Origin of the sequence: Microbacterium luteum (assembly GCF_015277875.1) — a bacterium.
Classification (GTDB): domain Bacteria; phylum Actinomycetota; class Actinomycetes; order Actinomycetales; family Microbacteriaceae; genus Microbacterium; species Microbacterium luteum.
In genome coordinates, this window is the sequence record NZ_CP063814.1 from 1,703,381 (window position 1) to 1,726,400 (window position 23,020).

The 23,020-nt window shown below is 69.3% G+C and carries 22 protein-coding genes and 2 tRNA genes; 16 read left to right on the forward strand and 8 right to left on the reverse strand.

Going from position 1 to position 23,020, the window contains the following annotated elements; genetic code table 11:
• The first annotated feature begins 51 nt into the window (after positions 1 to 51).
• The 4 genes from IM777_RS08460 (at position 52) to IM777_RS08475 (ending at position 3,853) form a co-directional block, all read left to right on the forward strand.
• Positions 52 to 1,404, forward strand: coding sequence for a hypothetical protein (locus IM777_RS08460; protein WP_194385286.1), 1,353 nt, complete (start codon positions 52 to 54; stop codon positions 1,402 to 1,404).
• Between the two features lie 80 nt (positions 1,405 to 1,484).
• The gene (gene recO, locus IM777_RS08465; RefSeq protein WP_194385287.1) at positions 1,485 to 2,213 is read left to right on the forward strand and encodes a DNA repair protein RecO; all 729 of its coding nucleotides are present in this window, start codon (positions 1,485 to 1,487) and stop codon (positions 2,211 to 2,213) included.
• Positions 2,210 to 3,019, forward strand: coding sequence for an isoprenyl transferase (locus IM777_RS08470; protein ID WP_194385288.1), 810 nt, complete (start codon positions 2,210 to 2,212; stop codon positions 3,017 to 3,019). The genes recO and IM777_RS08470 overlap by 4 nt, the downstream gene beginning before the upstream one ends.
• A gap of 45 nt (positions 3,020 to 3,064) precedes the next feature.
• Positions 3,065 to 3,853: a DsbA family oxidoreductase gene (locus tag IM777_RS08475; RefSeq protein ID WP_194385289.1), complete on the forward strand. Its 789-nt coding sequence runs from the start codon at positions 3,065 to 3,067 to the stop codon at positions 3,851 to 3,853.
• Here the strand turns inward: IM777_RS08475 and IM777_RS08480 are convergent.
• Positions 3,759 to 4,256 (reverse strand): glutathione peroxidase, encoded by a 498-nt coding sequence (locus IM777_RS08480; protein WP_194385290.1) that lies wholly within the window; start codon positions 4,254 to 4,256, stop codon positions 3,759 to 3,761. The genes IM777_RS08475 and IM777_RS08480 overlap by 95 nt on opposite strands.
• Before the next feature lie 54 nt (positions 4,257 to 4,310).
• Between IM777_RS08480 and dusB the strand changes: the two genes are divergently transcribed.
• The 7 genes from dusB to IM777_RS08515 all read left to right on the forward strand — a co-directional run bounded on the left by dusB (position 4,311) and on the right by IM777_RS08515 (position 11,390).
• Positions 4,311 to 5,477, forward strand: coding sequence for a tRNA dihydrouridine synthase DusB (dusB, locus tag IM777_RS08485; protein WP_194385292.1), 1,167 nt, complete (start codon positions 4,311 to 4,313; stop codon positions 5,475 to 5,477).
• Between the two features lie 10 nt (positions 5,478 to 5,487).
• Positions 5,488 to 6,831 carry a deoxyguanosinetriphosphate triphosphohydrolase gene (locus tag IM777_RS08490; RefSeq protein WP_194385497.1) on the forward strand — a complete coding sequence of 448 codons (1,344 nt, stop codon included), beginning with the start codon at positions 5,488 to 5,490 and terminating at the stop codon, positions 6,829 to 6,831.
• Positions 6,831 to 8,693 (forward strand): DNA primase, encoded by a 1,863-nt coding sequence (gene dnaG / locus IM777_RS08495; RefSeq protein WP_194385293.1) that lies wholly within the window; start codon positions 6,831 to 6,833, stop codon positions 8,691 to 8,693. The genes IM777_RS08490 and dnaG overlap by 1 nt, the downstream gene beginning before the upstream one ends.
• A gap of 46 nt (positions 8,694 to 8,739) precedes the next feature.
• The gene (locus tag IM777_RS08500) at positions 8,740 to 9,546 is read left to right on the forward strand and encodes an ATP-binding cassette domain-containing protein (RefSeq protein WP_194385295.1); all 807 of its coding nucleotides are present in this window, start codon (positions 8,740 to 8,742) and stop codon (positions 9,544 to 9,546) included.
• A gap of 59 nt (positions 9,547 to 9,605) precedes the next feature.
• A tRNA-Asn gene (locus tag IM777_RS08505) sits at positions 9,606 to 9,678 on the forward strand.
• Positions 9,679 to 9,851: 173 nt separating this feature from the next.
• On the forward strand, positions 9,852 to 11,198 hold the full coding sequence (locus IM777_RS08510) for a ferredoxin reductase family protein (protein WP_194385297.1): 1,347 nt from the start codon (positions 9,852 to 9,854) through the stop codon (positions 11,196 to 11,198).
• Positions 11,199 to 11,210: 12 nt separating this feature from the next.
• Complete coding sequence (locus IM777_RS08515; RefSeq protein WP_194385299.1) at positions 11,211 to 11,390, forward strand: hypothetical protein; 180 nt, start codon at positions 11,211 to 11,213, stop codon at positions 11,388 to 11,390.
• A gap of 45 nt (positions 11,391 to 11,435) precedes the next feature.
• On the opposite strand, the gene def is transcribed toward IM777_RS08515, so the two are convergent.
• Positions 11,436 to 12,002, reverse strand: coding sequence for a peptide deformylase (def, locus tag IM777_RS08520; protein ID WP_194385300.1), 567 nt, complete (start codon positions 12,000 to 12,002; stop codon positions 11,436 to 11,438).
• 51 nt (positions 12,003 to 12,053) lie between these two features.
• Here def and IM777_RS08525 point away from each other — a divergent pair, with 51 nt between their 5' ends.
• The 3 genes from IM777_RS08525 (at position 12,054) to gnd (ending at position 14,362) form a co-directional block, all read left to right on the forward strand.
• Complete coding sequence (locus IM777_RS08525) at positions 12,054 to 13,127, forward strand: DMT family transporter (RefSeq protein ID WP_390178138.1); 1,074 nt, start codon at positions 12,054 to 12,056, stop codon at positions 13,125 to 13,127.
• Positions 13,128 to 13,159: 32 nt separating this feature from the next.
• Positions 13,160 to 13,233: transfer RNA gene (locus tag IM777_RS08530), tRNA-Ile, on the forward strand.
• 79 nt (positions 13,234 to 13,312) lie between these two features.
• Entirely contained in the window at positions 13,313 to 14,362 is a 1,050-nt protein-coding gene (gene gnd, locus IM777_RS08535; protein WP_194385303.1) for a phosphogluconate dehydrogenase (NAD(+)-dependent, decarboxylating), read from the forward strand.
• Positions 14,363 to 14,366: 4 nt separating this feature from the next.
• Here gnd and IM777_RS08540 read toward each other — a convergent pair whose 3' ends face one another.
• The gene (locus IM777_RS08540) at positions 14,367 to 16,361 is read right to left on the reverse strand and encodes a GmrSD restriction endonuclease domain-containing protein (RefSeq protein WP_194385304.1); all 1,995 of its coding nucleotides are present in this window, start codon (positions 16,359 to 16,361) and stop codon (positions 14,367 to 14,369) included.
• A gap of 151 nt (positions 16,362 to 16,512) precedes the next feature.
• On the opposite strand from IM777_RS08540, the gene IM777_RS08545 reads away from it, so the two are divergent.
• Both IM777_RS08545 and IM777_RS08550 read left to right on the forward strand, forming a co-directional pair.
• Positions 16,513 to 17,286 carry a hypothetical protein gene (locus tag IM777_RS08545; protein ID WP_071043728.1) on the forward strand — a complete coding sequence of 258 codons (774 nt, stop codon included), beginning with the start codon at positions 16,513 to 16,515 and terminating at the stop codon, positions 17,284 to 17,286.
• Positions 17,287 to 17,469: 183 nt separating this feature from the next.
• A complete protein-coding gene (locus tag IM777_RS08550; protein WP_071043422.1) occupies positions 17,470 to 17,973 on the forward strand; it encodes a DUF3145 domain-containing protein in 504 nt (167 codons plus the stop codon).
• Between the two features lie 163 nt (positions 17,974 to 18,136).
• On the opposite strand, the gene IM777_RS08555 is transcribed toward IM777_RS08550, so the two are convergent.
• From IM777_RS08555 to IM777_RS08575, 5 genes are all read right to left on the reverse strand, one after another.
• On the reverse strand, positions 18,137 to 19,375 hold the full coding sequence (locus tag IM777_RS08555; RefSeq protein ID WP_071043423.1) for a beta-ketoacyl-[acyl-carrier-protein] synthase family protein: 1,239 nt from the start codon (positions 19,373 to 19,375) through the stop codon (positions 18,137 to 18,139).
• A 58-nt stretch (positions 19,376 to 19,433) separates the two neighbouring features.
• The gene (locus IM777_RS08560) at positions 19,434 to 19,682 is read right to left on the reverse strand and encodes an acyl carrier protein (RefSeq protein WP_071043424.1); all 249 of its coding nucleotides are present in this window, start codon (positions 19,680 to 19,682) and stop codon (positions 19,434 to 19,436) included.
• 76 nt (positions 19,683 to 19,758) lie between these two features.
• The gene (locus IM777_RS08565) at positions 19,759 to 20,760 is read right to left on the reverse strand and encodes a beta-ketoacyl-ACP synthase III (protein ID WP_194385306.1); all 1,002 of its coding nucleotides are present in this window, start codon (positions 20,758 to 20,760) and stop codon (positions 19,759 to 19,761) included.
• A gap of 15 nt (positions 20,761 to 20,775) precedes the next feature.
• Positions 20,776 to 21,687: an ACP S-malonyltransferase gene (locus IM777_RS08570; protein ID WP_194385498.1), complete on the reverse strand. Its 912-nt coding sequence runs from the start codon at positions 21,685 to 21,687 to the stop codon at positions 20,776 to 20,778.
• Between the two features lie 116 nt (positions 21,688 to 21,803).
• Positions 21,804 to 23,018, reverse strand: coding sequence for a PucR family transcriptional regulator (locus tag IM777_RS08575; RefSeq protein ID WP_071043426.1), 1,215 nt, complete (start codon positions 23,016 to 23,018; stop codon positions 21,804 to 21,806).
• Positions 23,019 to 23,020: the final 2 nt, after the last annotated feature.

Sequence of the window (23,020 nt, forward strand, 5' to 3'; positions counted from 1 at the left end):
ACCGCGGACGGCGCGGTCTGGGCACGGCGGGGGAGTGCCTAGTCTCGGAGCATGCCCTCTGTCCGAACCGCCACGATCCGCCGCCGCGCGACGGTGATCGGAAGCGGAGTCGCCCTCTCTCTGATCGCCGCGGCCGTGGCGGTGCCCGTCGCGACGGGGTGGGATGTCGCCACGCGTGCGGCGCGCTCCGCGGATGATCGCGCGATCGCTCCGCTTCATGGTCTGTGGGTGCCGCACGTGGGCGCGGCCACCGCTGTGGCGGTGCTCATCGCCGTTCTGGCGTGGCGTTTCGCAGACCGCTGGGCGCTCACCCTCTCGTGGCGGGCGCTGCTCGCGTCGTCCGCCTTCGCGGCGGCCACCTGGATGCTCGCGCTCGCCTTCGTTGACGGTCCGACGGGGATCTCCCGTGTGCTGGGGAACCCGTACGAGTACCTGCGCACCGCGCGCGAGGTCGACGACATCGGCGTGCTGCTGACGACGTATGTCTCGCGCATCCCCTACGCCGCCGACGACAACTGGGTCACCCACGTCGCCGGGCACCCACCGGGAATGCTTCTGTTCTTCGTCGCTCTGGTGCGACTCGGACTCGGCTCCGACTTCACCGCCGGCATCGTGGTGACGCTCGTCGCCGCCACGCTGCCTGCCGCGGTGCTCACGACGCTGCGCGCCCTCGGCGCGGAGGCCGTGGCGCGGAGGGCGGCGCCCTTCCTCGTCTTCACACCGGCCGCCGTGTTCCTCGCCGTCTCGGCCGACGCCGTGATCGCAACGGTCGGTGCGTGGGGCATCGCATCACTCGCCGTCGCCGTGTCGCGCCCCCGAACGGCCGCGATGATCGCCTGGGCGGCGATCGCCGGGATCGTGCTGGGCGCGACCGTCATGATGTCGTACGGGATGCTGCTGCTCGGCATTCTCGCTCTGGCGGTGCTCATCGCGACGCGGCGCTGGGTGCTGCTCCCGATCGCGGCAGCGACCGCATCCGCCGTCGTGCTCGGCTTCGCGGCGGGCGGATTCGCCCTGTGGGAGGCATATCCCGTGCTCGCCGAGAGGTACGCCGACGGCATCGCCTCCGAGCGGCCATACGCGTATTGGGTCTGGGGCAATCTCGCGGCCCTCGCGATCTGCGCGGGCCCGGCGGTGGGCGGTGCGATCGCTGCGACGACCGTTTCCCCGGAGGTGCGCCGCCGATCCGCGGTGCGGTGGCTCATCGTGGCTGGCGCCCTCATGGTGCTGCTGGCCGATCTGTCGGGGATGAGCAAGGCCGAGGTGGAACGGATCTGGCTGCCGTTCGTGCCGTGGCTCACCATCGCGTTCGCCTTCGTCCCGGCCCCGTGGCGGCGCCGCCTCCTGGCTGCTCAGCTCGTGTGGGCGCTGCTGGTGCAGCACCTGCTCTACACGGTGTGGTGAGCCGCCGGGGTTCCGTCTCTTCACGACCCGTCCGCGCGCCGTCCGCGGCCCGTCGGTGCGCACCGCGGGATAATCGAGGGGTGCCCACCTATCGCGACGAGGTCGTGGTCCTGCGCACCCACAAACTGGGAGAAGCGGACCGCATCGTCACCCTGCTCAGCCGCCGCCACGGCAAAGTGCGCGCAGTGGCCAAGGGTGTCCGGCGCACGTCATCGCGGTTCGGATCGCGCCTGGAGCCGTTCATGGTCGCAGACGTGCAGCTCTACCAGGGCCGTTCGCTCGACATCGTGCAGCAGGCCGAATCGCTCGGCTCCTATGGGGCGGACATCGTCGTCGACTACGACAGCTACACGTCGGCGAGTGCGATGGTCGAGGCGGCGGACCGACTGAACGAAGCCGAGGCGACCCCGCAGCAGTACCTGCTCCTGGTCGGAGGACTCCGGGCGCTGTCGATGCGCGAGCACTCCGCCCGACACATCCTCGACTCCTACCTGCTGCGGGCGATGGCGTTGTCGGGATGGGCGCCCGGACTCGAAGAATGCGCCCGATGCGGCGCCCCGGGTCCGCACGACGCATTCGTCGCGCAATCCGGCGGCATGGTGTGCGCCGCGTGTGCGCCGACCGGGGCCGCGCGGGTGCATCCGGCGGCCGTCTCCCACCTCGGTGCGCTCATCCGCGGAGACTGGGTCGCCGTCGACGCCGCCCCCGCCGCCGCCACGACCGCTGCGTCCGGTCTCATCGCCGCCTACGCCCAGTGGCACCTCGAGCGCGGCATCCGATCCCTGTCCCACGTCGAAAGCCGCCCGTGAGCCCCAAGCCGTACACTCATCGCGACGCCGTTCCCTACCGTCCCGTCGACTGGACGGGCGAGTACCCGCCCGCGTTCCCGCCGGGCGCCGCGCCCTCCCACGTGGCCATCGTCATGGACGGGAACGGACGGTGGGCCAATCGGCGCGGCCTCACGCGCGTGGAAGGACACAAGGCGGGCGAGGCGGCGCTGCTGGACGTCGTCGCCGGCGCCATCCAGGCGGGCGTCCGCCACCTGTCGGTGTACGCGTTCTCAACGGAGAACTGGTCGCGCTCTCCCGACGAAGTCCGCTTCCTCATGGGATTCAACCGCGACGTGCTGCACCGTCGTCGTGATCAGCTCAACGAGTGGGGCGTGCGCGTGCGGTGGGCCGGACGCAAGCCCCGCCTGTGGTCCTCGGTCGTTTCGGAGCTGCAGTACGCCGAGCGGCTCACCGCGGGCAACGACGTGCTCACGCTGACCATGTGCGTCAACTACGGCGGGCGCGTCGAGCTCGTCGACGCGATGCGCGGCATCGCCGACGATGTCGCGGCGGGTCGACTGAAGCCTCGCGCCGTGTCCGAGAAGCTCATCGCGCGACGGCTGTACCAGCCGGACATGCCCGACGTCGACCTCTTCGTGCGTTCCAGCGGCGAGCAGCGCACCTCCAACTTCCTGCTGTGGGAGAGCGCGTACGCGGAGTTCGTCTTCCTTGACACCCTCTGGCCCGACTTCGGCAGGAAGGATCTGTGGCGGGCGATCGACCTGTACCTCGGCCGGGAGCGACGATTCGGGGCCGCCGTCGACACGCCCGATGAGGCCGTCTGATGGCCGCGACGGAATACGGCAGGGCGTGAGGATGTTGCCTCCGGCATGACGGATGCCATCGCGATCGACGTCTGGTCGGACATCGCCTGCCCCTGGTGCTACATCGGAAAGCGGAACCTCGAGAAGGCGATCGCCTCTCGCGGCGAGGGCGTCCCCGACGTGCGTGTCACCTTCCACTCCTTCGAACTGGCGCCGGAGACGCCCGTCGACTTCGACGGCGGAGAAGCGGAGTATCTGGCCGCGCACAAGGGAGTCGACGCGGCGTCCGCTCAGCAGATGCTCGATCGTGTCAGCGGTGTGGCCGCCGACGCCGGCCTCGAGTACCGCTTCGATCTGCTGCGTCACACCAACACCGTGAAGGCTCACCAGCTGCTTCACCTGGCCAAGGAGCGCGGGCTTCAGCACGAGATGAGCGAGCGACTGATGGCCGCCTACTTCACCGAGGGTCGTCACCTCGGCCGCGCCGACGAGCTGGTGGCCCTCGCGGCGGAGGTCGGTCTCGATGCGGACGAGGTGCGACACGCACTCGAGCACGAGGTCTACCTGGAGGCGGTTCGAGCGGATCAGGCGCAGGCGAGCGCCTACGGCATCACCGGGGTGCCCTTCTTCGTCATCGACGGTGCCTACGGCGTCAGCGGCGCACAGCCGCCGGAGGCCTTCGGACAGATCCTGAAGCAGATCGCGAGCGAGCGGACGGCGGAGGTCGTCGTCGATCGGTCTGAGAACCCGCGGGTCGCCGTCAGGAGGTCAGATGCTGCTCGATCAGGCGCAGGATCTCCGGGTCGTCGGGTGAGGTGGTGGGGCGGAAGCGGTGCACGCTTCCATCCGGTGTGACGAGGAACTTCTCGAAGTTCCACTTCACCGCCCCCGCCTTGCCGTTGCCGTCCTTCGCCGTCTTCAGCGCCGCATAGAGGGGCGCGGCGCCGCGGCCGTTCACCTTGATCTTGTCGTTGACGGGGAAGCTCACGCCCCACGTGGTGGCGCAGTAGTCGAGGATCTGCTCCATCGAGCCGGGCTCCTGGCCCAGGAACTGATTGCACGGGAAGCCGACGACCGTCAGCCCGCGATCGCCGTAGGTGCGCTGCAGCTGCTCGAGCTGCTCGTACTGGGGAGCCAGACCGCACTTGGAGGCGACATTGACGACGAGAGCGACGCCGTCGCCGTACGACGCGAGGGTCGCCTCGTGGCCGTCGGCAGTGGTGAAGGGGATGTCTCGCACAGCGGAGGCAGCGGTCATATCCCCAGGGTACGGCGCCCGCGCGTGGGGTCCGCGTCTGGGAGAATGGTCCGGATGAACACCACCGTCACCGCGCCTGCAAGCGCCCTGCGCATCGGGCCGATCGCCCTGGATGCGCCGGTCGTGCTCGCCCCCATGGCGGGCATCACCAACACCGCCTTCCGGCGGCTGTGTCGCGAGTACGGCGCGGGTCTGTACGTCAGCGAGATGATCACGTCCCGTGCGCTGGTTGAGCGGAACGCCACCACGATGCGCCTGATCACCCACCACGAGTCCGAGACGCCGCGATCCATCCAGCTCTATGGCGTGGACCCGTCTACCGTCGAGAACGCCGTCCGACTCCTCGTGGCGGAGGACCGGGCTGATCACATCGACCTCAACTTCGGGTGTCCCGTCCCGAAGGTCACGCGCAAGGGGGGTGGGGCGGCACTGCCGTGGAAGAGCGGGCTCTTCCGCGACATCGTGACGCGAGCCGCGCGCGCCGCCGAGCACGTGCCCCTGACGGTGAAGATGCGCAAAGGCATCGACGCGGACCATCTCACCTACCTCGACGCGGGCCGGATCGCCGAAGACGCCGGTGTCACGGCCGTCGCCCTGCACGCCCGTACCGCGTCGGAGTTCTACTCGGGCAGCGCGGACTGGTCTGCGATCGCCGCACTCAAGGAGGCCGTCACGAGTGTGCCGGTCCTCGGCAACGGCGACATCTGGTCGGCGGACGACGCCGCGCGCATGATGCGCGAGACCGGTTGCGACGGCGTCGTGGTCGGTCGGGGATGCCTCGGCCGACCGTGGCTGTTCGGCGATCTCGCCCGACGGCTCGGTGGACCCGGAACGGCTGCGCCGCCCGTCGATGCGACGCTCGCCTTCGTCGCCGACGCCTTCCGTCGCCATGCCGAGCTGCTGATCGAGTTCTTCGACGACGAGAGCCGTGGGTGCCGTGACATCCGCAAGCACGTGGCGTGGTACTTCAAGGGGTATCCGGTCGGCGGTGATCTGCGTGCCCGCTTCGCGACGGTCTCCAGCCTCGCGGAAATCGACGACCTGATCGGAGAGCTCGACCTGTCCGCGCCGTACCCGGGTGCCGCCGCAGAGGGGCAGCGCGGGCGAGCGGGCAGTCCCAAGCGGCCGGCGCTTCCCGAGGGATGGCTCCACTCGCGTGAGCTCGCCGCGGACGCGTCCGGCGCGATGGCCGAAGCGGAGCTGGATCACAGTGGCGGGTGACGACGACGCGATGCGGTCGGAGCGCCCGGCCGGGTACGACGATGATGACGCCGCGCGTTTCCACGCCGAGCAGCACCGCTCTCACCGCGACGGATTCGCGCGTGATCGCGCACGCGTGCTCCACTCGGCCGCGCTTCGCCGGCTCGCCGCGAAGACCCAGGTGCTGAGCCCGGCTTCCCCGGCCGATTTCGCGCGAAACCGTCTGACGCACTCGCTCGAGGTGGCACAGGTCGGCCGTGAACTCGCGACCGCGCTGCACCTGTCGCCCGACGTCGTCGACACGGCCTGCCTCAGCCACGACCTCGGCCATCCGCCGTTCGGACACAACGGCGAACGGGCGCTGAACGACTGGGCGGAAGACGTCGGTGGATTCGAGGGCAACGCGCAGACGCTGCGCATCCTCTCCCGCCTCGAGCCCAAGGTGCTCGGAGCCGACGGCCAGAGCCACGGCCTGAATCTCACGCGTGCGAGCCTGGACGCCACGTGCAAGTATCCCTGGACGGCGGAGCATCCCCTGCCCGACCCCGGTGGGCGGCTGAAGTTCGGGGTGTATCCCGACGACGAGCCGGTCTTCCACTGGATGCGCGCCGGTGCCCCCGGCAGGGTGCGCTGCATCGAGGCGGAGGTGATGGACCTGTCGGATGACATCGCCTACTCCGTCCACGACTTCGAAGACGCCGTCGTCAACGGCTACCTCGATCCGCGGCGGCTCTCGGACACCTCGGAGCACGAGGCGCTGCTGACGGCCATCCAGTCATGGGTCGGATACGACTTCGCTCGAGATGAACTCGCCGACGCCCTGTTCCGGCTGATGCGGCTGCCGGAGTGGATCAATGGATTCTCCGCACGCCGGGCCGACCTCGCCCGTCTGAAGAACCTCACCTCCGACCTCATCGGCCGCTTCGCCCGCGCCGCGACGACCGCGACGCGGGAGGCGTATGCCGGCCCCGTTCTCACGCGCTACCGCGCGCACGTGGTGGTGCCTCGGGTGATTGAGGCCGAGATGGCCGTGCTGAAAGGGATCATCGGTGCCACGGTGGTCTCGATCGACGGGCGCAAGGAGCTCTACAGGGAACAGCGACGCGTGTTGAAGCGCTTGGCGTCGGCGCTGTGGGACTCGCCTCAGGCGCTGGACCCCCAGTACGCCGACGACTTCGACGCCGCGGCCGACGATGACTCCCGCCGTCGCGTCGTGGTCGATCAGGTGGCGAGCCTCACCGATCAGGTCGCGATCGCCTGGCACGGCCGCCTGGTCGGCGAGGTCGACGCCGCCTCGTTGGGGGTCTGGGCTCCGCGCTACAGCGAGCCGCGGCCGTCGGGGGCTCCTCGTCCACGCGGCGAGGTCGGGGTCTGATGGCCGGACTGATCCGTCAGGCGGACGTCGACGAGGTGAAGGCGCGTACCAACATCGCCGACATCATCGGCGAGCGCGTCGCCCTCAAGCCCGCGGGCGTCGGATCCATGAAGGGGCTCTGTCCGTTCCACGACGAGCGCAGCCCGAGTTTCAACGTGCGGCCCCAGGTCGGCTTCTACCACTGCTTCGGATGCGGTGAGTCCGGTGACGTGTACACGTTCCTCCGTCGCATGGACCACCTGAGCTTCTCGGAGGCGGTCGAGCGTCTCGCCGCGCGCATCGGCTACGCGCTGCACTACGAGGACGGCGGGGCTGCGCCGCAGAACAGCGGCCGCGCGCGCCTCTACGAGGCGAACGCGGCGGCGGCGGAGTACTTCCGCGCGCAACTGGCGACACCGGATGCCGACGCCGGGCGCCGCTTCCTGGGCGAGCGCGGGTTCGACGCCGGCGCAGCGGCGCACTTCGGCGTGGGGTACGCGCCGCGCGGCTGGTCGGGGATGCTCGACGCGCTCGGTGCACGCGGGTTCCGTCGGGAGGAGCTGCTGGCCGCCGGCCTCGTCTCCCAGGGGCAGCGGGGGGTGTACGACCGATTCCGCGGTCGCCTGGTCTGGCCCATCCGCGACGTCACCGGGCAGACGATCGGTTTCGGCGCCCGGCGCCTGTACGACGACGACAACGGTCCGAAGTACCTCAACACGCCCGAGACGCCGATCTATCGCAAGGCGCAGGTGCTGTACGGCCTGGACCTGGCCAAGCGAGACATCTCCCGGGATCACCGCGTGGTGGTCGTCGAGGGCTACACCGATGTCATGGCGTGTCACCTCGCAGGGGTGACCACCGCCGTCGCCACGTGCGGCACGGCCTTCGGGTCCGATCACATCACGGTCCTCAGGCGCGTGATGGGAGACGACTCGCAGGCCGGCGAGGTCGTGTTCACCTTCGACCCGGACGCCGCCGGGCAGAAAGCCGCGCTTCGCGCGTTCGCCGATGCCAAGCGCTTCAATGCACAGACCTATGTGGCCACGGGCCCGCAGGGACTGGATCCGTGCGACCTGCGTCTCCACCGCGGCGACGGTGCGGTCCGCGGCCTCGTCGAGTCGAAGTCGCCGATGGTCGAGTTCGTCCTGGACCAGCGGATCGCCGCCTACGATCTCGCGTCCGTGGAGGGTCGGATCGGGGCCCTGCGGTCCGCGGCACCGGTGGTCGCCGACCTGCGCGATCCGCTCATCCAGCCGGAGTACATCCGCGTGCTCGCTCGTCGCCTCGGAATGGACACCGAGGATGTCCGACGCGAGGTCGAGCGTGCCGGCCGACGCGAGCCGGAGGACCGTCGTCGCATGAGCGCTGCGCCCGCGGCGCGGCCGGACGACGACGGTTCCGCCTCGGTGTCGCGCGCGACCGTCGCTCAGCTCCCGCGTACGCCGGATGCCGCCCTCGAGCGGGATGCCCTGATGGGATTCCTTCAGTTCGGTCACCGCCTCGACACCGCCCTGCTGGCGCGTGCCGTCGACCAGCCATTCCGCACTCCCGCGCTCGAGGCGGTTCGGCAGGTCGTGGCGCAGACGGCCGACGTGACCCGGCCCGGCTGGTCGGTCGAGGCGATCGATCAGGTGCGCGAACCGTACCGCTCGCTCGCCTCGGAACTGCTGACCATGCCGTTTCCGGCATCGACGGTCGAGAGCGCGGAGGCGTCGACCGCGGATCTCGCGCGGCGCCTCGTGCGACGCGGACTCCAGACCGAGAAGACGGAGCTTCTCGGAGCGATCCAGCGGGTGCCCGCCGACAGTGAGCAGGGGCGACGTATCCGACTGCGACTGCGTGAGCTCGACGTCGAGCGCCAGCGGCTCGACGCCGAGGACTGACGCATGCGCGCTGGTGATCGGTGCGCGGACACGGCAGGATGTCGGTATGGCGTCGCGGATCGAAGAAGCGGACGTGGCCGTCCGGGCCGATGATCTCTCGATCTCCCGGGCGGGTCGCGGTGCACCGGACGAGCGTGTCGTGGACGGGCTGTCCTTCACGCTGCCATACGCGCATGCGCTCACGATCATGGGCCCGACCGGTGCCGGCAAGTCGAGCCTCCTCGCGGTCATCGCCGGCGCCGGCGAGTCCGGCCTCGCCGTCGTCGGGGGCGACGCGCGCGTGCACGGCATCCGGGTCCGACGTCCGGGGCGGGCGCTGCGCCGACTGACGTATCTCACGGGCTACCTGCCGCAGTCCGCCGGCGCGAAGCTGCCGTCCCGCTTCACGGTGTCGGAACTGATCGGTCAGCCCATCACATCGCGTGACAAGAACGTCAACGCCCGCGCGCTGGCCGTCCGGGTCGCGGGGCTGCTCGACGAGATGCAGCTCCCGCTGGGCGCGGCCGCGAAGTATCCGTATGAGCTGAGCGCGGGCATGCGCCAGCGGGTCGCGTTCGCGCAGGCGCTCATCCTCGATCCGAAGCTTCTCGTCGCCGACGAGCCGTTCGCCAATCTCGACGTCGAGGTGCGGGCGGCGGCCCTCGCAGCGCTGCTGCGACGCCGTGATGAGTACGGCATGGCCGCGCTGGTCGGCACCAACGACCGCGATGTCGTGCGCGGGCTCGAGGCTGATGTGATCGTCATGCGGTCCGGGCATGCGATCGCCGCCGGCCGGGGAGCGGATGACCTCCTCTGGACGCCCAGCGGCGACGCGGATCACCGGCTGGTGGCCGCCGCGAAGCCGTCCGACTGATTTCCTCCCGTCGGGCGAATCCTGTTAGGATCATCTGGTTGCCCGCGCAGCGGGGATATTCCTCCATAGCTCAATTGGCAGAGCAATCGGCTGTTAACCGGTAGGTTCTTGGTTCGAGTCCAAGTGGGGGAGCGGAAAGCCTCGACCTTCGCAGAGAAGGCCGGGGCTTCGTCGTTTCCACCGGCCGTCGTGCTGGATCCCCGCGGAGTTGCGGGGTGATCGACCCGGGCAGGGCGGTGCCGTTTTGATCCCGTCCGTTCGCTTCCGATAGGTTCGGTCCCACCCGACATCGGAAGGTCTCCGTCATGCCGCAGCGCCGTTCGCGCACCCCGGCGCGCGCCGCGGGGTGGGCCGCGCTGTACCTCACCATCGCACTCGGCCCGCTGATCCTCAGCCTGATCCAACTGGATCCCGGACGTGGGTTCTGGGTGAACCTGTCGGTGGCCGCGGGATTCGTCGGGCTTTCCTTGATGGGGCTCCAATTCGTCCTCGCCGCGCACACCGTGCGCACCGCGCGCGTGTTCGGACTCGATCTGCTCCTGCGTTTCCACCGGCAGATCACCTGGCTGATCGCGCTCCTCATCTTCGCTCACCCGATCATCCTCTTCCTCTGGGATCCGCGCTTCCTCGCTCTTCTGGATGTCGCTCAGGCGCCGGCCCGTGCGCGCTTCGCGGTGGTGAGCGTGGTGCTTCTGGCAGTGCTCATCGTGACCTCGATCTGGCGGCGGAGGCTGCACATCCGATACGCGGTCTGGCAGGTGATGCACAGTGTGCTTGCGACGCTGATCGTCGTGACGGCACTCGTGCACGTTCTGCTGATCGGGTACTACGTCGACGAGCCGTGGGAGAAGGCGCTGTGGGTGTGCTATTCACTCGCGTTCGTCTCGATCGGCGTCTGGGTGCGAATCGTGCGCCCGATCCTCCGCTGGCGACGACGCTGGAGGGTCGTCGCCGTCGAGAACGAAGCGGCGGGTTCGTCGACGATCGAGCTGGAGCCGGTCGATCCGAGGTCGTTCGGCCCGCGCGGATTCGAGTTCGAAGCCGGGCAGTACGCGTGGATCCATGTCGGGGGTTCGCCTTTCGCGATGACGTACCATCCCTTCTCGTTCTCCTCCAGCGCGCAGAGCCCGGGGCGGGTACGGTTCACGATCAAGCCGGAGCAGGGCTTCACTGCGACAGTTCCGGATCTGTCGCTCGGCAGCGTCGTCTACCTCGATGGGCCGTGGGGCCACCTGACGATGGAACGCAACGATGCGAACGGGTTCGTCTTCATCGCCGCCGGCGTGGGGGTGACCCCGATGCTGAGCATGATCTCCACCCTCGCCGATCGAGGCGACGACCGCGACTGTCTGCTGATCCTGGGCAACCGACATGAAGATCGCATCATCGGCGCCGACCGGCTGCGCGAGCTCCAGGAGCGCATGCCGAACCTCGAGGTGGTGCACGTCGTCAGCCGCCCGGGTGACGGCTGGGATGGCGAGACCGGCCGCATCCGCACCGACGTGCTGGATCGCGTCTTGCCGACGGATCGGCGCGAGCGCGCCTACTTCCTCTGCGCGAGCGGTCCGGTCATGGACGCGGTCACAGCCGCCCTCGCCACGCTGGGGATACCGGATGCGCACGTGAGCGCCGAGCGATTCGCGATGGCCTGACGGAGTGGGGACATGAGCGGGAAGAAGATCGTCGGCCTGCGCGAGAAGCGCGTCACACGGATCGTGTGGGTGGTGTCTACGGCGGTCGTCGCCGCCTGCGTCGGGTGGGGCGTGCTCGCTCAGGTGATGGTGCCGGATGCCTGTGCGGTCGACCCACCGCCCGCGAACGCGCAGTATCTGCACTGCGACTGAGGTCGGTCCATGATCACCCGTTGAGGGGCCGACGCTCGGCGTGCGTTACGCCTCGAGCTCGTCCACCCCGGGGGTCCAGGCGGCGCCCGGTCGTCCCCAGCCGCGCTTGCGGGCGATCTTCTGCACGGTCTTCCAGTCGCCGTCGTCCAGTCGATCGACGTAGAGGACGCCCTCGAGGTGGTCGAACTCGTGCTGCAGGATCCGGGCGCGCCATCCGTCGACCTCGAGTGTCACGGGCATGCCGTCGAGGTCGATGCCCGTCACCCGGACGGTGTCCGAACGACGGAGCGGAAATCGCTCGCCGGGGAACGAGAGGCAGCCCTCCGACTCCTCGTCCGGATCGGGTGCGCCCGGCTCCAGGGGACGCATCCACAGCTCGGGGTTCAGGATCACCCCGCGCCAGGGATGGCCGTCGTCGTCTTCGTACGCGTAGGTGAAGATGCGCAGCGGCACGCCGACCTGCGGCGCGGCAAGGCCCACGCCCGGCGCAGCATCCATCGTCTCGAACATGTCCGCCACGAGCGCGCGGATCTCGTCGGTGACGGACTCGACGGGGGAGGCGGGGCCGTGGAGGACCGGATCGCCCATGATGCGGATCGGAAGTACGGGCACGTCCGACAGCGTAACCTCCGGACGCCCGGGTATCGTCGAAGCGTGATCGCTATCGATGTCGGCAGTGTCGAGGATGTCGGCGATCAGCTCGTGGGCGCGTTCCAGGATCCGGGGATCCTCATCGGCATCCCGCTCGCCCTCATCGGCGCGGTCTTCATGTCCTTCGGGGCGCAGTATCAGCACCGAGGGGTGACCAAGGTGGAGCGCCTGAGCGGAGGGACGCAGAAGGGCCTGACCGCTGCGCAGCTCGGCCGGCTCCTGGCGCGCCCGTCGTGGGTGCTCGGCACGGTCATGCTGGGTCTCGCCATCGTCTGTCAGCTCTCGGCTCTGTCGTTCGCGCCGCTCATCGTGGTGCAGCCGCTCGGAGCGATCGCGCTCGTGATCACGACGCTCCTCAACGCCAAGATCAGCGGCCATCGGCCGACGCGGCGATCCGTGATCGCGATCGTGGCATGCGTGGGCGGCATCTTCCTCTTCGTGACCATCGCCGCCCTGTTCGCCACCGAGACGCCCCTCAGCGACCGGCAGCTGATCACCGTCCTTCTCATCCTCGCGGTGGTCGCGGTGCTGTTCAGTGCGGTGTGGCTGTGGCGGCGTCACCACGTCGGCGCGCTCTTCTACATCATGGCCGCGGGCATCCTCTACGGATTCGTGGCGACGCTCGCCAAGGTCGTTCTCAGCCGCATCGAGTCTGGAGATTTCGAGTGGCTGACCCTCACCTGCGTCGCGGCACTTCTCATCGTGACCGCGGTCGGGGCGTACTTCGTGCAGTCCGCGTACTCGTCGGGGCCTCCCGATCTCGTCATCGCCGGACTGACCGTGATCGATCCGATCGTCGCCGTCGTCATCGGACTCACGGTCCTCGGCGAGGCGCAGAACGCACCCCTGTGGGCCTACATCGGGTTCGCCGTCGCCGGCGCCATCGCCGTGTGGGGGGTGTTCCAGCTCGCACGTCACCACCCCCAGATCATCTCCGACAGCCAGGAACTCCCTCTGGAGCGGGGCAGCGACGGCAGCGGCTTCGACGGACCCCACCCGCCGACCGGGTCCACGCGGCTGGGAGAGGCGGTTGCGAAGGTCTGGCCGGAGCCGCCGATCAACGATCCCGACGACGACGCCCGGTAGGCTCGTACGAGGTCATCCCGGTCGGGATGCCGGGGGCGGTGGCCAAGCTGGTCAAGGCAGCGGGCTCATAACCCGACGATCGTGGGTTCAAGTCCCACCCGCCCTACTCACGGTGAGCCCACGCAAGGGGTTCCCGCTCCATCGGGCGCGTCGATAGGGTCGGAGGGACCCGAGAGGAGACGCGGATGCGGCTGGCAATGGTGGGACTCGGACGCATGGGGGCGAACATCGTGCGCCGCCTCATGCGCGACGGACACGAGTGCGTCGTCTACGACGTCAACGCTGACGCGGTGTCCGCGCTGGCGGGGGAGGGGGCGACGCCGGCGACCGACGTCGCCGACATGGCGTCGAAGCTCGAGGGCCCGCGGGTGGTGTGGCTCATGATTCCGGCGGGGCTGACGGGCACGGTCGTCACAGAGGTCGCCGAACACCTCGCGCCGGGTGACATCATCATCGACGGCGGGAATTCGAACTACCGCGACGATGTGCGTCGCGCGGCGGTTCTGCGGGAGGAAGGCATCCACTATGTCGATGCCGGCACGAGCGGAGGTGTGTTCGGGCTCGAACGCGGCTACTGCCTGATGGTCGGCGGCGCCGACGAAGCGGTTCGAACGATCGAGCCCGTGCTGCGCACGATCGCGCCCGGACCGGGTGAGATCGATCGCACGCCCGGTCGGTCGGGGGAATACGCTCCCGAGGAGCTCGGCTACCTGCACTGCGGACCTGCGGGTGCCGGCCACTTCGTCAAAATGGTGCACAACGGCATCGAGTACGGCATCATGGCCTCCCTCGCGGAGGGGTTCAACATTCTGCACAACGCGGATGCAGGAGTGCGCGAGGCCGAGCACTCCGCGGAGGTCGCACCGCTCGAGGAACCGGAGTTCTACCAGTTCGACATCGATGTGCCGAAGGTCGCGGAGCTGTGGCGGCGAGGCTCGGTCATCTCCTCCTGGCTGCTCGATCTCACGGCTGCCGCCCTCGAGCAGAGCCCCGACCTGAACGGGCTCGCCGGCCGTGTGTCGGACTCGGGAGAGGGGCGATGGACCGTCAAGGCCGCCGTCGACGTCGGTGTGCCGGCGCCGGTGCTCGCCGCGTCGCTGTTCGAGCGCTTCGCCTCCCGGGACGAAGACCAGTACGCGAATCAGCTGCTCTCGGCGATGCGCCTCCAATTCGGCGGGCACCAGGAGCTGCCCACCGGCGATCGCCTCGAGGCGGGGTCGCGCAAGGCCGAGTGAGTCGTCAGTCGGCCCACAGGTAGGAGTACTTCACGAACACCTCCGGCGCGAGGCCCGCTTCGACGAGGACGCCCTGGATGGCGGTGAGCATGTAGCGCGAGTCCCACCCCATGTACAGGAAGTGCTCGTCGTCGAGGCGGTCCCACTGACCGGTCCACGACATCTCCGGGTACACCGGCCCACCCCGGCGCGCGCTGAAGGTCTCCACCGATATGCGCGAGTCGGCCCACAGGCGCTTGAAGACCCGGTTGAAGAGGTACTTCACGTCGGGGACCTCCCAGTGCTCGCCGACGTACTCGACGTAGGCGAACTCCTGCTGCCATCCGCGCGGCCATCCTCGGCGCGGTACCGCATCGAGGATGGGCGTCAGCCCGTCGTCATCGATGACGATCGGGCCGCGACGCGGCCACGTGGTCATGAACGCGGCTGCAAGTGACGCCGAGCGCGCCGAGATCGCCGCCGTGTTCCACTGCTCGGCCCTCGCAGCCTCCGCCGTCAGCGGGATGGCGCTGCGCTCGAGGACGGCGCGCTTGGCGGGGAAGGACGCGCCGAAGGACGCCATCGCGGCATCCTCCTCCAGGAGGACGATGTTGCCGAGGGTTGCGGCAAGAGCGCGATGGGCGTTCTGCGTGTCGTCGTCGACGTCCGACCACGCCGTGCGTCCGTCGCCCGTCCAGTCGTCGGAGGGGGCGAGGGGGAGGATGTGGTCCACGTCCACATCGGCGACGTCGTCGACGCCCGCCAGCCGGGACATCACGTAAATCGCATGCGGGAGCTCGGTGTACTTCAGCGCCACGCGGACGCGGTCGTCCGAGGGAGTGAGCCGGGAGATGGCGAGCGTGAGGGCGTCCACACCGTCGTCCAGCGCCCGGAGGAGCCTCGCGACGAGACGCTCGTTCGTGAGGCGCACGATCGTACGACGCAGCTGAAGCGACTGGAGCTGCTCGAGGACCGTCACCAGCGTGGGCTTGTCGATGACGCCGGTGGTCCATTCGCGATGCACGCGCATCATGAGGGGGAACATCCCCGCGCCGAAGACCGAGAGCCAGCGCAGGTGACGGGAGACGTCCGGGTCCGCTTCGCGTGCCGGGTCGAGGAGCACGCCGTACACCTCGGCATAGGCGCGCCAGGCTTCGGCATGGGTGCGCAGGGCCGCCGGTTCCAGCCGCGGAAAGTGCGTCCGGAAGGCCTCGTAGACACCACGCCCACGTGTGACGGCGACCTCGCGGCCTCCGATCATCACCAGATAGTGGTTCCAGAAGTCCGCGATCCGCTCGCCGGTGTGCCGTTCGATGGGGAGCCAGAACTCGTCCTCGATGGCGGTCTGCTCGCCGTGTGACAGGCCCATCAGCACGTAGTTGTGTATGAGTTCGTGGTCGCGCAACGGCTCGCCGGTGGAATTGAGCGACTCGAAGATCTGCTGGGCGTTCGCGCCGGGCCCGAGGGTGATCGCGACGTGCTCGAGCTTCTGCAGACCTCGCCAGACCCGCGCGACCTCGTCGGGGCGCACCTGGCTGCGGAAGAAGGCGTAGTTGTCATCGAAGCGGGAGTCACGCACGGCGTCCCCGCGCGAGTCGGTGACGACCGCCTCGAACACGTTCGCCCAGGCGCGATGCGGGCGCAGCTTGGTCGCGCGTGCGTCGGGATGCACGAGGACCTGCTCGAGCTCACCGGCCAGCAGCGGGTCGTGGTCCCGCACGGTGTGGTGCAGCGCGGCGACGAGGAGCATGAGCGTGGTGATCCGCTGCTGTCCGTCGATCAGGACGAGCTCGGACAGACGATCGGTGCGCATCTCAGCGCTCAGGATCGATCCGATGAAGTGCATATGACGCTCGTCCGAATCGGCGACCGCGCGGATGTCGGCGAGCAGCTGTTCGCAGCCGCCGATGTCCCAGCGATACTGCCGTTGGTACACCGGGACCACGATCGTGGCGTCCGCGGCGGACAGCCAGGCGACGGTGTTCACCGCGTGGGCGTCGATGTTCGTGGCAGTGAGCATGGGGCGCTTCGCTCCGTTCGTTGCAGGCCGCCGTCGAGTCTAGTGAACCGGGTCGGCGACCACGGGGCGCCGACCGGCGGCGAGGTAGGCTTGCCTAAGTCGGGCCTGTAAAAACGTGCTGGCCCCGAACGGAAAGGTCATGATTCGCATCATGGGTTACATCAAGAGCGCCGCTCTCGAATCGACCGGCTTCGTCGTGCTCGACCCGTACGACAAGGAGATCGACCCCAAGGAGTGGCTCGAGATCGAATACGTCGACTGGAAGTCCTCCGGCGACACCCGCTTCGCCCCGCTGGCGTCGGCCAAGGGCGAGATCGAGTGCAACGGCTTCTGGAACCACGAGCCGCCGCGCACCGACAAGGACGGCGTCTGGATCGACGAGCAGACCGAGAAGGCGCCGACCCTCACCGCGCGGGCCAAGGAGCCCGGTGCCAACGTCGGACGGTGCCGCATCATCGAGCTGCAGCCGAACTCCTACGCGGACTGCCTCTACAACCTGCACCAGGACGACAACAACCGCCTCAACCCCGACGGCACCGGCTGGGTCGTGCGTGGGTTCTTCAACCTCACCGACGACAAGGACAGCTATTTCGTGCTTCGGGAGAACCGCAGTGACCCGAGCATCGAGTACCGGATCGCGCTGCCCGCCGGTGCGCAGCTGATCGTCGACACGCAGCGTCTGTGGCATGCGGTGCACCACCAGGGTGACGAGCCGCGATACTGCCTCATCACCTCGTGGGAGTCGGGGCCCGAGCTCGACGAGTACATCGCGCGTTACAACGGCCAGCCCACGACGGAGTACTACGAGATCTCGGAAGAAGTCCGGGAGGCCGGTCAGGCCGAGCAGGCGCGGCGCGACGCCGCACGCGCTGCGTACTACGCCGCCAAGGGCCAGAAGGAGAAGCTCGCGATGAGCGAGGCCTGAGCTCGAACATCCTCCGCGAGCCCCCGGCGATATCGTCGGGGGCTCGCGGCGTGTCGCGGCCGGATCCCTTGTGATTATCGGCCGCATCGGGTGATAATGACGGCAGACAACCGAACACGTCCGCCACGCTCCGTGGTGCCAGGTCGTAGGGGAAGACGCACCTGACAACGAAACGGAGACATCATGGCGACATCGCGTTCTCGCGGAGTGGTGTACGTCCACTCCGCACCTCGCGCGCTCTGCCCCCACCTCGAGTGGGCGGTGGGTCGCGCCATCGGCCGAGCAGTGAATTTCGAGTGGTCCGAGCAGCCCGTCCAGCCCGGCACGCGTCGTGCCGAGTTCTACTGGGACGGTCCCGCCGGTACGGGTGCGGCGCTTGCCAGCGCCATCCGCGGCTGGGAGCACCTTCGCTTCGAGGTCACCGAGGATCCCTCGCCCGGGCACGACGGCGGCCGGTGGCTGCACACGCCGGGGCTCGGCATCCATTTCGCGCAGACCGACGCCGTCGGCAACATCGTCATCGGCGAGGATCGCCTCCGCTACGCGATGGAGGTCGCCGCCGGCGATGCGCGGGAACTCCAGCGCGAACTCGACGTCGCGCTGGGAGCCGCGTGGGACGAGGAGCTGGAACCCTTCCGGCACGCCGGTGACGAGGCGCCCGTCGTGTGGCTGCACAAGGTGGGGTGAGGCCCGGCACAGACTCAGGAACGGCGAGGCGCCACTACCGAAGCTCGGAGGAGGACACCCGGGACGCGAGAAAGCGAATCGCCGCCTGTACCCCAGATGCGACCCCAGTGCATCTGCTCACGACGAAGCCCCCGCACCCAGGCGGGGGCTTCGTCACGTGAGGTCAGGCCGAGGCCAGCGCCACGACGGCGTTGTGGCCGCCGAAGCCGAACGAGTTGCTGATCGCCAGCTGGTCGCCGCGGCCGAGCTCAACCTGTGAGCCCGAGATGTTGAAGGGGACGGCCTCGTCCTGTGTCGTGATGTTGATCGTCGGGGGCGCGAGCCGGTCCTGAAGCGCCTTCACGGTGAACATCGCCTCCAGCGCGCCGGTTCCGCCGAGAAGGTGTCCGGTCGAGGCCTTCGTCGCCGACACGGGGATCTCCTCGATGCGGGGGCCGAACACCGATTTCAGGGCCGTGTACTCGTTCGGGTCTCCGACCGGCGTCGAGGTGGCATGCGCGTTGATGTGCGTGACGTCGTCGGGCGAGGCGTCGGCGGAGGCGAGTGCCATCTCCACGGCGCGCTGTGCGCCGTGGCCCTCGGGATCGTTGGCGGTGATGTGGTACGAGTCGGCCGTGACGGCGCCGCCGACGACGTAGGCGTAGATCGTGGCGCCTCGGGCGCGGGCGTGTTCTTCCGACTCCAGGATCAGCACCGCGGCACCCTCGCCCATCACGAAGCCGTCGCGGTCGACGCTGCAGGGGCGCGAGGCGGTGGCGGGGTCGTCGTTGCGCCGCGACAGCGCCTGCATCGACGCGAACGACGCGATCGTGATCGGGTGGATCGCCGACTCGGTACCGCCGGCGATCACGACATCGGCCAGGCCCGTGCGGATGTGCTCGGCCGCGTTCACGATCGACTCGGTGCTCGACGCGCACGCGCTGGCGACCGTGCGGGCGAAGGCGCGAGCGCCGAAGTGCAGGGACAGGTTACCTGCGGCGGCGTTGGGCATGAGCATGGGAACGGTCATGGGCATCACCCGACGGGGGCCCTTCTCCCGCAGGGTGTCCCACGCGTCGAGCAGGGTCCACACGCCGCCGATGCCGGTGGCGAAATCGACGCCGAGGCGCTCGGGCTCGACCTCGGGCGCGCCGGCGTCCGCCCAGGCCTCCATCGCCGCCACCATCGCGAACTGCGATGCCGGGTCCAGCCGCCTCGCCATGGGACGCTCCAGCACCGTCTCCGGTCGCACGGCGGCCTGCGCGGCGAACGTGACGGGCAGCTGGTTCTCCTCCACCCAGTCGTACTCGAGCGTGCGTGTGCCGGACGCGCCGGCCAGCAGTGCGGACCAGCTCTCGGGGGCGGTGCCGCCGATCGGCGACGACGCGCCGATTCCGGTGACGACGATGCGTGACGCGGTCATGGGGAAGGAACTCCTCGTGAAAGAACGCTGGTGGGGGCCGGCGCCCCCACCAGAAGGGTTACGCCTGGTTGGACGTGATGTAGGTGACGGCGTCGCCGACCGTCTTGAGGTTCTTGACCTCGTCGTCGGGAATGGTCACGCCGAACTTCTCCTCGGCGTTGACGACGATGGTCATCATCGAGATCGAGTCGATGTCCAGGTCGTCGGTGAACGACTTCTCCATCGCGACCTCGTCCGCCGAGATGCCGGTCTCGTCGGTGATCAGTTCGGCGAGTCCGGCGAGGACCTCGTCATTGGTGAGTGCCATGGTGTTCTCCTTGTCTGTCGGGGATGCTGGCGCCGCGCGCGGGCCGTTGATCAGTCTAGGGCGGTGGTCGGGCCGCTCACGGCAGCACCACCACCTGCGCGCCGAAGACCAGTCCGGCGCCGAATCCGATCTGCAGGGCGAGCCCGCCGCTGAGTTCGGGATGCTCTTCGAGCAGCCGGTGTGTGGCGAGGGGGATGGACGCCGCGGAGGTGTTCCCCGTCGTGGCGATGTCGCGTCCGACGGCGACGGTGTCGGGGAGGCCGAGCTGCTTGGCGAATTCGTCGATGATGCGCATGTTCGCCTGATGGGGGACGAACGCGGCGAGATCCGACGCCTCGACGCCGGCCTCCTCGAGAGCCTGGCGCGCGACTTTGACCATCTCCCACACCGCCCAGCGGAAGACGGTCGGACCTTCTTGACGCAGGGTGGGCCAGGGGGCGTTTCCGTCGCGGAAGTCCGTGAGCGTGTGGTTCATCCCGACGGCGTCCGCCTTGGATCCGTCCGAGCCCCATACCGTCGGTCCGATGCCGGGCGTGTCACTCGGGCCCACGACGACCGCGCCGGCCCCGTCGCCCAGGAGGAAGGAGATGCTGCGGTCGGTGGGATCGACGATGTCGCTGAGCTTCTCCGTGCCGATGACGAGCGCGTACTCGGCCGCACCGGAGCGGATGAGGGCGTCAGCCTGCGCCACCCCGTATGCGAAGCCGGCGCATGCCGCGTTGAGATCGTATGCGGCGGCGGGGTTCGATCCGACGCGATCGGCGACGATGGCCGACACGGAGGGCGTCTGCTTCGGATTGCTGATCGTCGCCACGATGACGGCGCCGATCCGATCGGCGGGAACACCCGAGCGCGCGATCGCCTCTTCCGCGGCCGATGCGGCGAGATCGATGGCTGTCGTGCCGGGGGTCGCACGCATGCGCGTGATGATGCCGGTGCGCTGTCGGATCCATTCGTCGCTGGAGTCGATGGGTCCGACGAGGTCGTCGTTGGGCACGGCGTTCTCGCCGCGGGCGGCGCCATACGAGTAGATGCGGGTGTGCGCGGCGCCCCGGGACTGCCGGAGGGTGGGGGTCATGAGTGAGGGCTCCGCTCAGGAGGTGGATGGGCTGAGGAGTTCGGCGGCGGCGAGCAGATCCGCCGGGGTCTTCACGGCGACCGCCGGCGTGCCGCGCAGTGCGCGCTTGGCAAGCCCGGTGAGGGTGCCGGCCGGTGCCAGTTCGACGAGACCGCTCACGCCGGCATCGGCGAACGCGGACATGCACAGGTCCCAGCGCACCGGGGAGGCCACCTGCTCGACGAGGAGGTCCAGGAAGAAGGCACCCTCGGTCACGCTCGATCCGTCGCGGTTCGTCCACAGCCGCACGTGCGGATCGTGCGTGGCGACCTCCGCGGCGGCGAGCCGCAGTTCGTCGACGGCGGGGGTCATCGCCTCGGCGTGGAATGCACCCGCGACCTGCAGGGCGACCACGCGGGTGCCGCGCACGGGCTCGGCCGCGAGGGCATCGAGGGCGGAGAGGGAGCCGGCGGCGACGAGCTGCCCGCCGCCGTTGTGATTGGCGGCGGTGAGGCCGAGTTCCGCCAAGCGGTCGAGCACGGCGACGGTGTCACCGCCGAGGACGGCGCTCATGCCGGTCGGCGACGATGCAGCTGCAGCCGCCATGGCGCGTCCGCGCAGACCGACGAGGCGCATCGCATCCTCCTCGGTGAGCACACCCGCGGCGGCGGCTGCCGTGAATTCACCCACCGAGTGGCCGGCGACACCGGCGACGTGGTCGTCTCCGAGGGCATTCCACGACAGCAGCCCAGCGGCGACGATCAGCGGCTGCGCGACGGCGGTGTCGCGGATCCGGTCGGCGTCCCACTCCGTGCCGGCGGCGACGAGGTCGACGCCGGACCACTCCGAATAGGCCGCGAGCCGCTCGCGGGCGCCGTCGAGTTCGAGCCAGGGGGTCAGGAAGCCCGGGGACTGCGAACCTTGACCGGGGAAGATCGCGATGAGCACCATCCCATCCTGCCAAGGATCAGCCGATGCGATGTGTGGCATGCCGCACAAGTGTCCCGGCATCGTTTGTCGCATCGCCACAGCACGATCTCGGTCGAGGTGCTTGCGGACCGAGGTCACGACAGGCGACGCGGGGCGCTCCGACGTCGTGTCGCGTCGGTTCCGATGGAGCCGAGGACGAGCGAGGTCTGCAGGATGAGGGCCTCCCGTGGTCCGGTCGCATCCCAGCCGATCACCTCGGAGACCCGTTTGAGCCGATAGCGCACCGTGTTGGGGTGCACGAACAGCTCGCGCGCGGTCGCCTCGAGGGACCGCCCGTTGTCGAGATAGCTCCACAGCGTCGTGACGAGATCGGTGCTGTGTGCCTGAAGCGGGCGATAGATCCGCTCGACGAGGGTCTGCTTTGCCAGGGGATCACCGGCCAGCGCTCGCTCGGGCAGGAGATCGTCGGCCTCGACGGGACGCGGAGCATGTCGCCACGCGCGTGCGACCGCGAACCCCGCCAGCGCCGCCCGGGCGCTCTGGCTGGCGTCCACGAGTGCCGGAACGACCGGGCCCAGCACAAGGTGACCCGCCCCGAAACCGGGCTCGAGACGTTTGGCGATCTCGACGAAGGGGAGGGCGCCGGATCCTTCGTCGGTGCGCACCGGATCCTCGGCGCGCCCGATCACGAGAACGAGCCGCGATCCCTGTACGCCGATCAGCACGTCCACGCCGAGCTTGCGTGCGGTGCGGCGCAGCTGATCGACGTCGAACTGCGCCGGGGTCGTGCCCACGAGCACGGCCACCTCGCCGTGGCCGTGCCACCCGAGGGCGGCGATCCGGCTGGGGAGCTCCTCGTCGGCCTCACCCGTGAGGATCGAGTCGACGACGAGGGCCTCCAGGCGCGCATCCCACAGCCCGCGGGCCTCCGCGGCGCGGGCGTAGACATCCGCGGCGGCGAAGGCGACCTCTCGCGAGTAGAGCAGGATGCCTTCCCGAAGGTCCTCGCCCTTGCCGGCCACGCGCTCCTCGGTGACCTCGACCGTGGCCCGGATCAGCTGCAGCGTCTGCTGCAGGCTCACGCTCCGGAGGAGTTCGCGAGGCGCGGCCGCGAAGATGTCGGACGCAATCCACGGCGTCGAGCCGGGATCGTCGTACCACTGGATGAACGAGGTGATGCCCGCCTGGGCGACCAGGCCCACCGCCGACCGACGCGCCGGCGGCATGTCGGCGTACCACGGCAGCGACTCCTCGAGGCGCTTGATCGTGGCGGTGGCCAGGTCACCCGAGATGCGACGCAGCCAGGCGAGCGTCTCGTCCTTGTCCATCTCCGCGGAGCGGGGCGGCATGT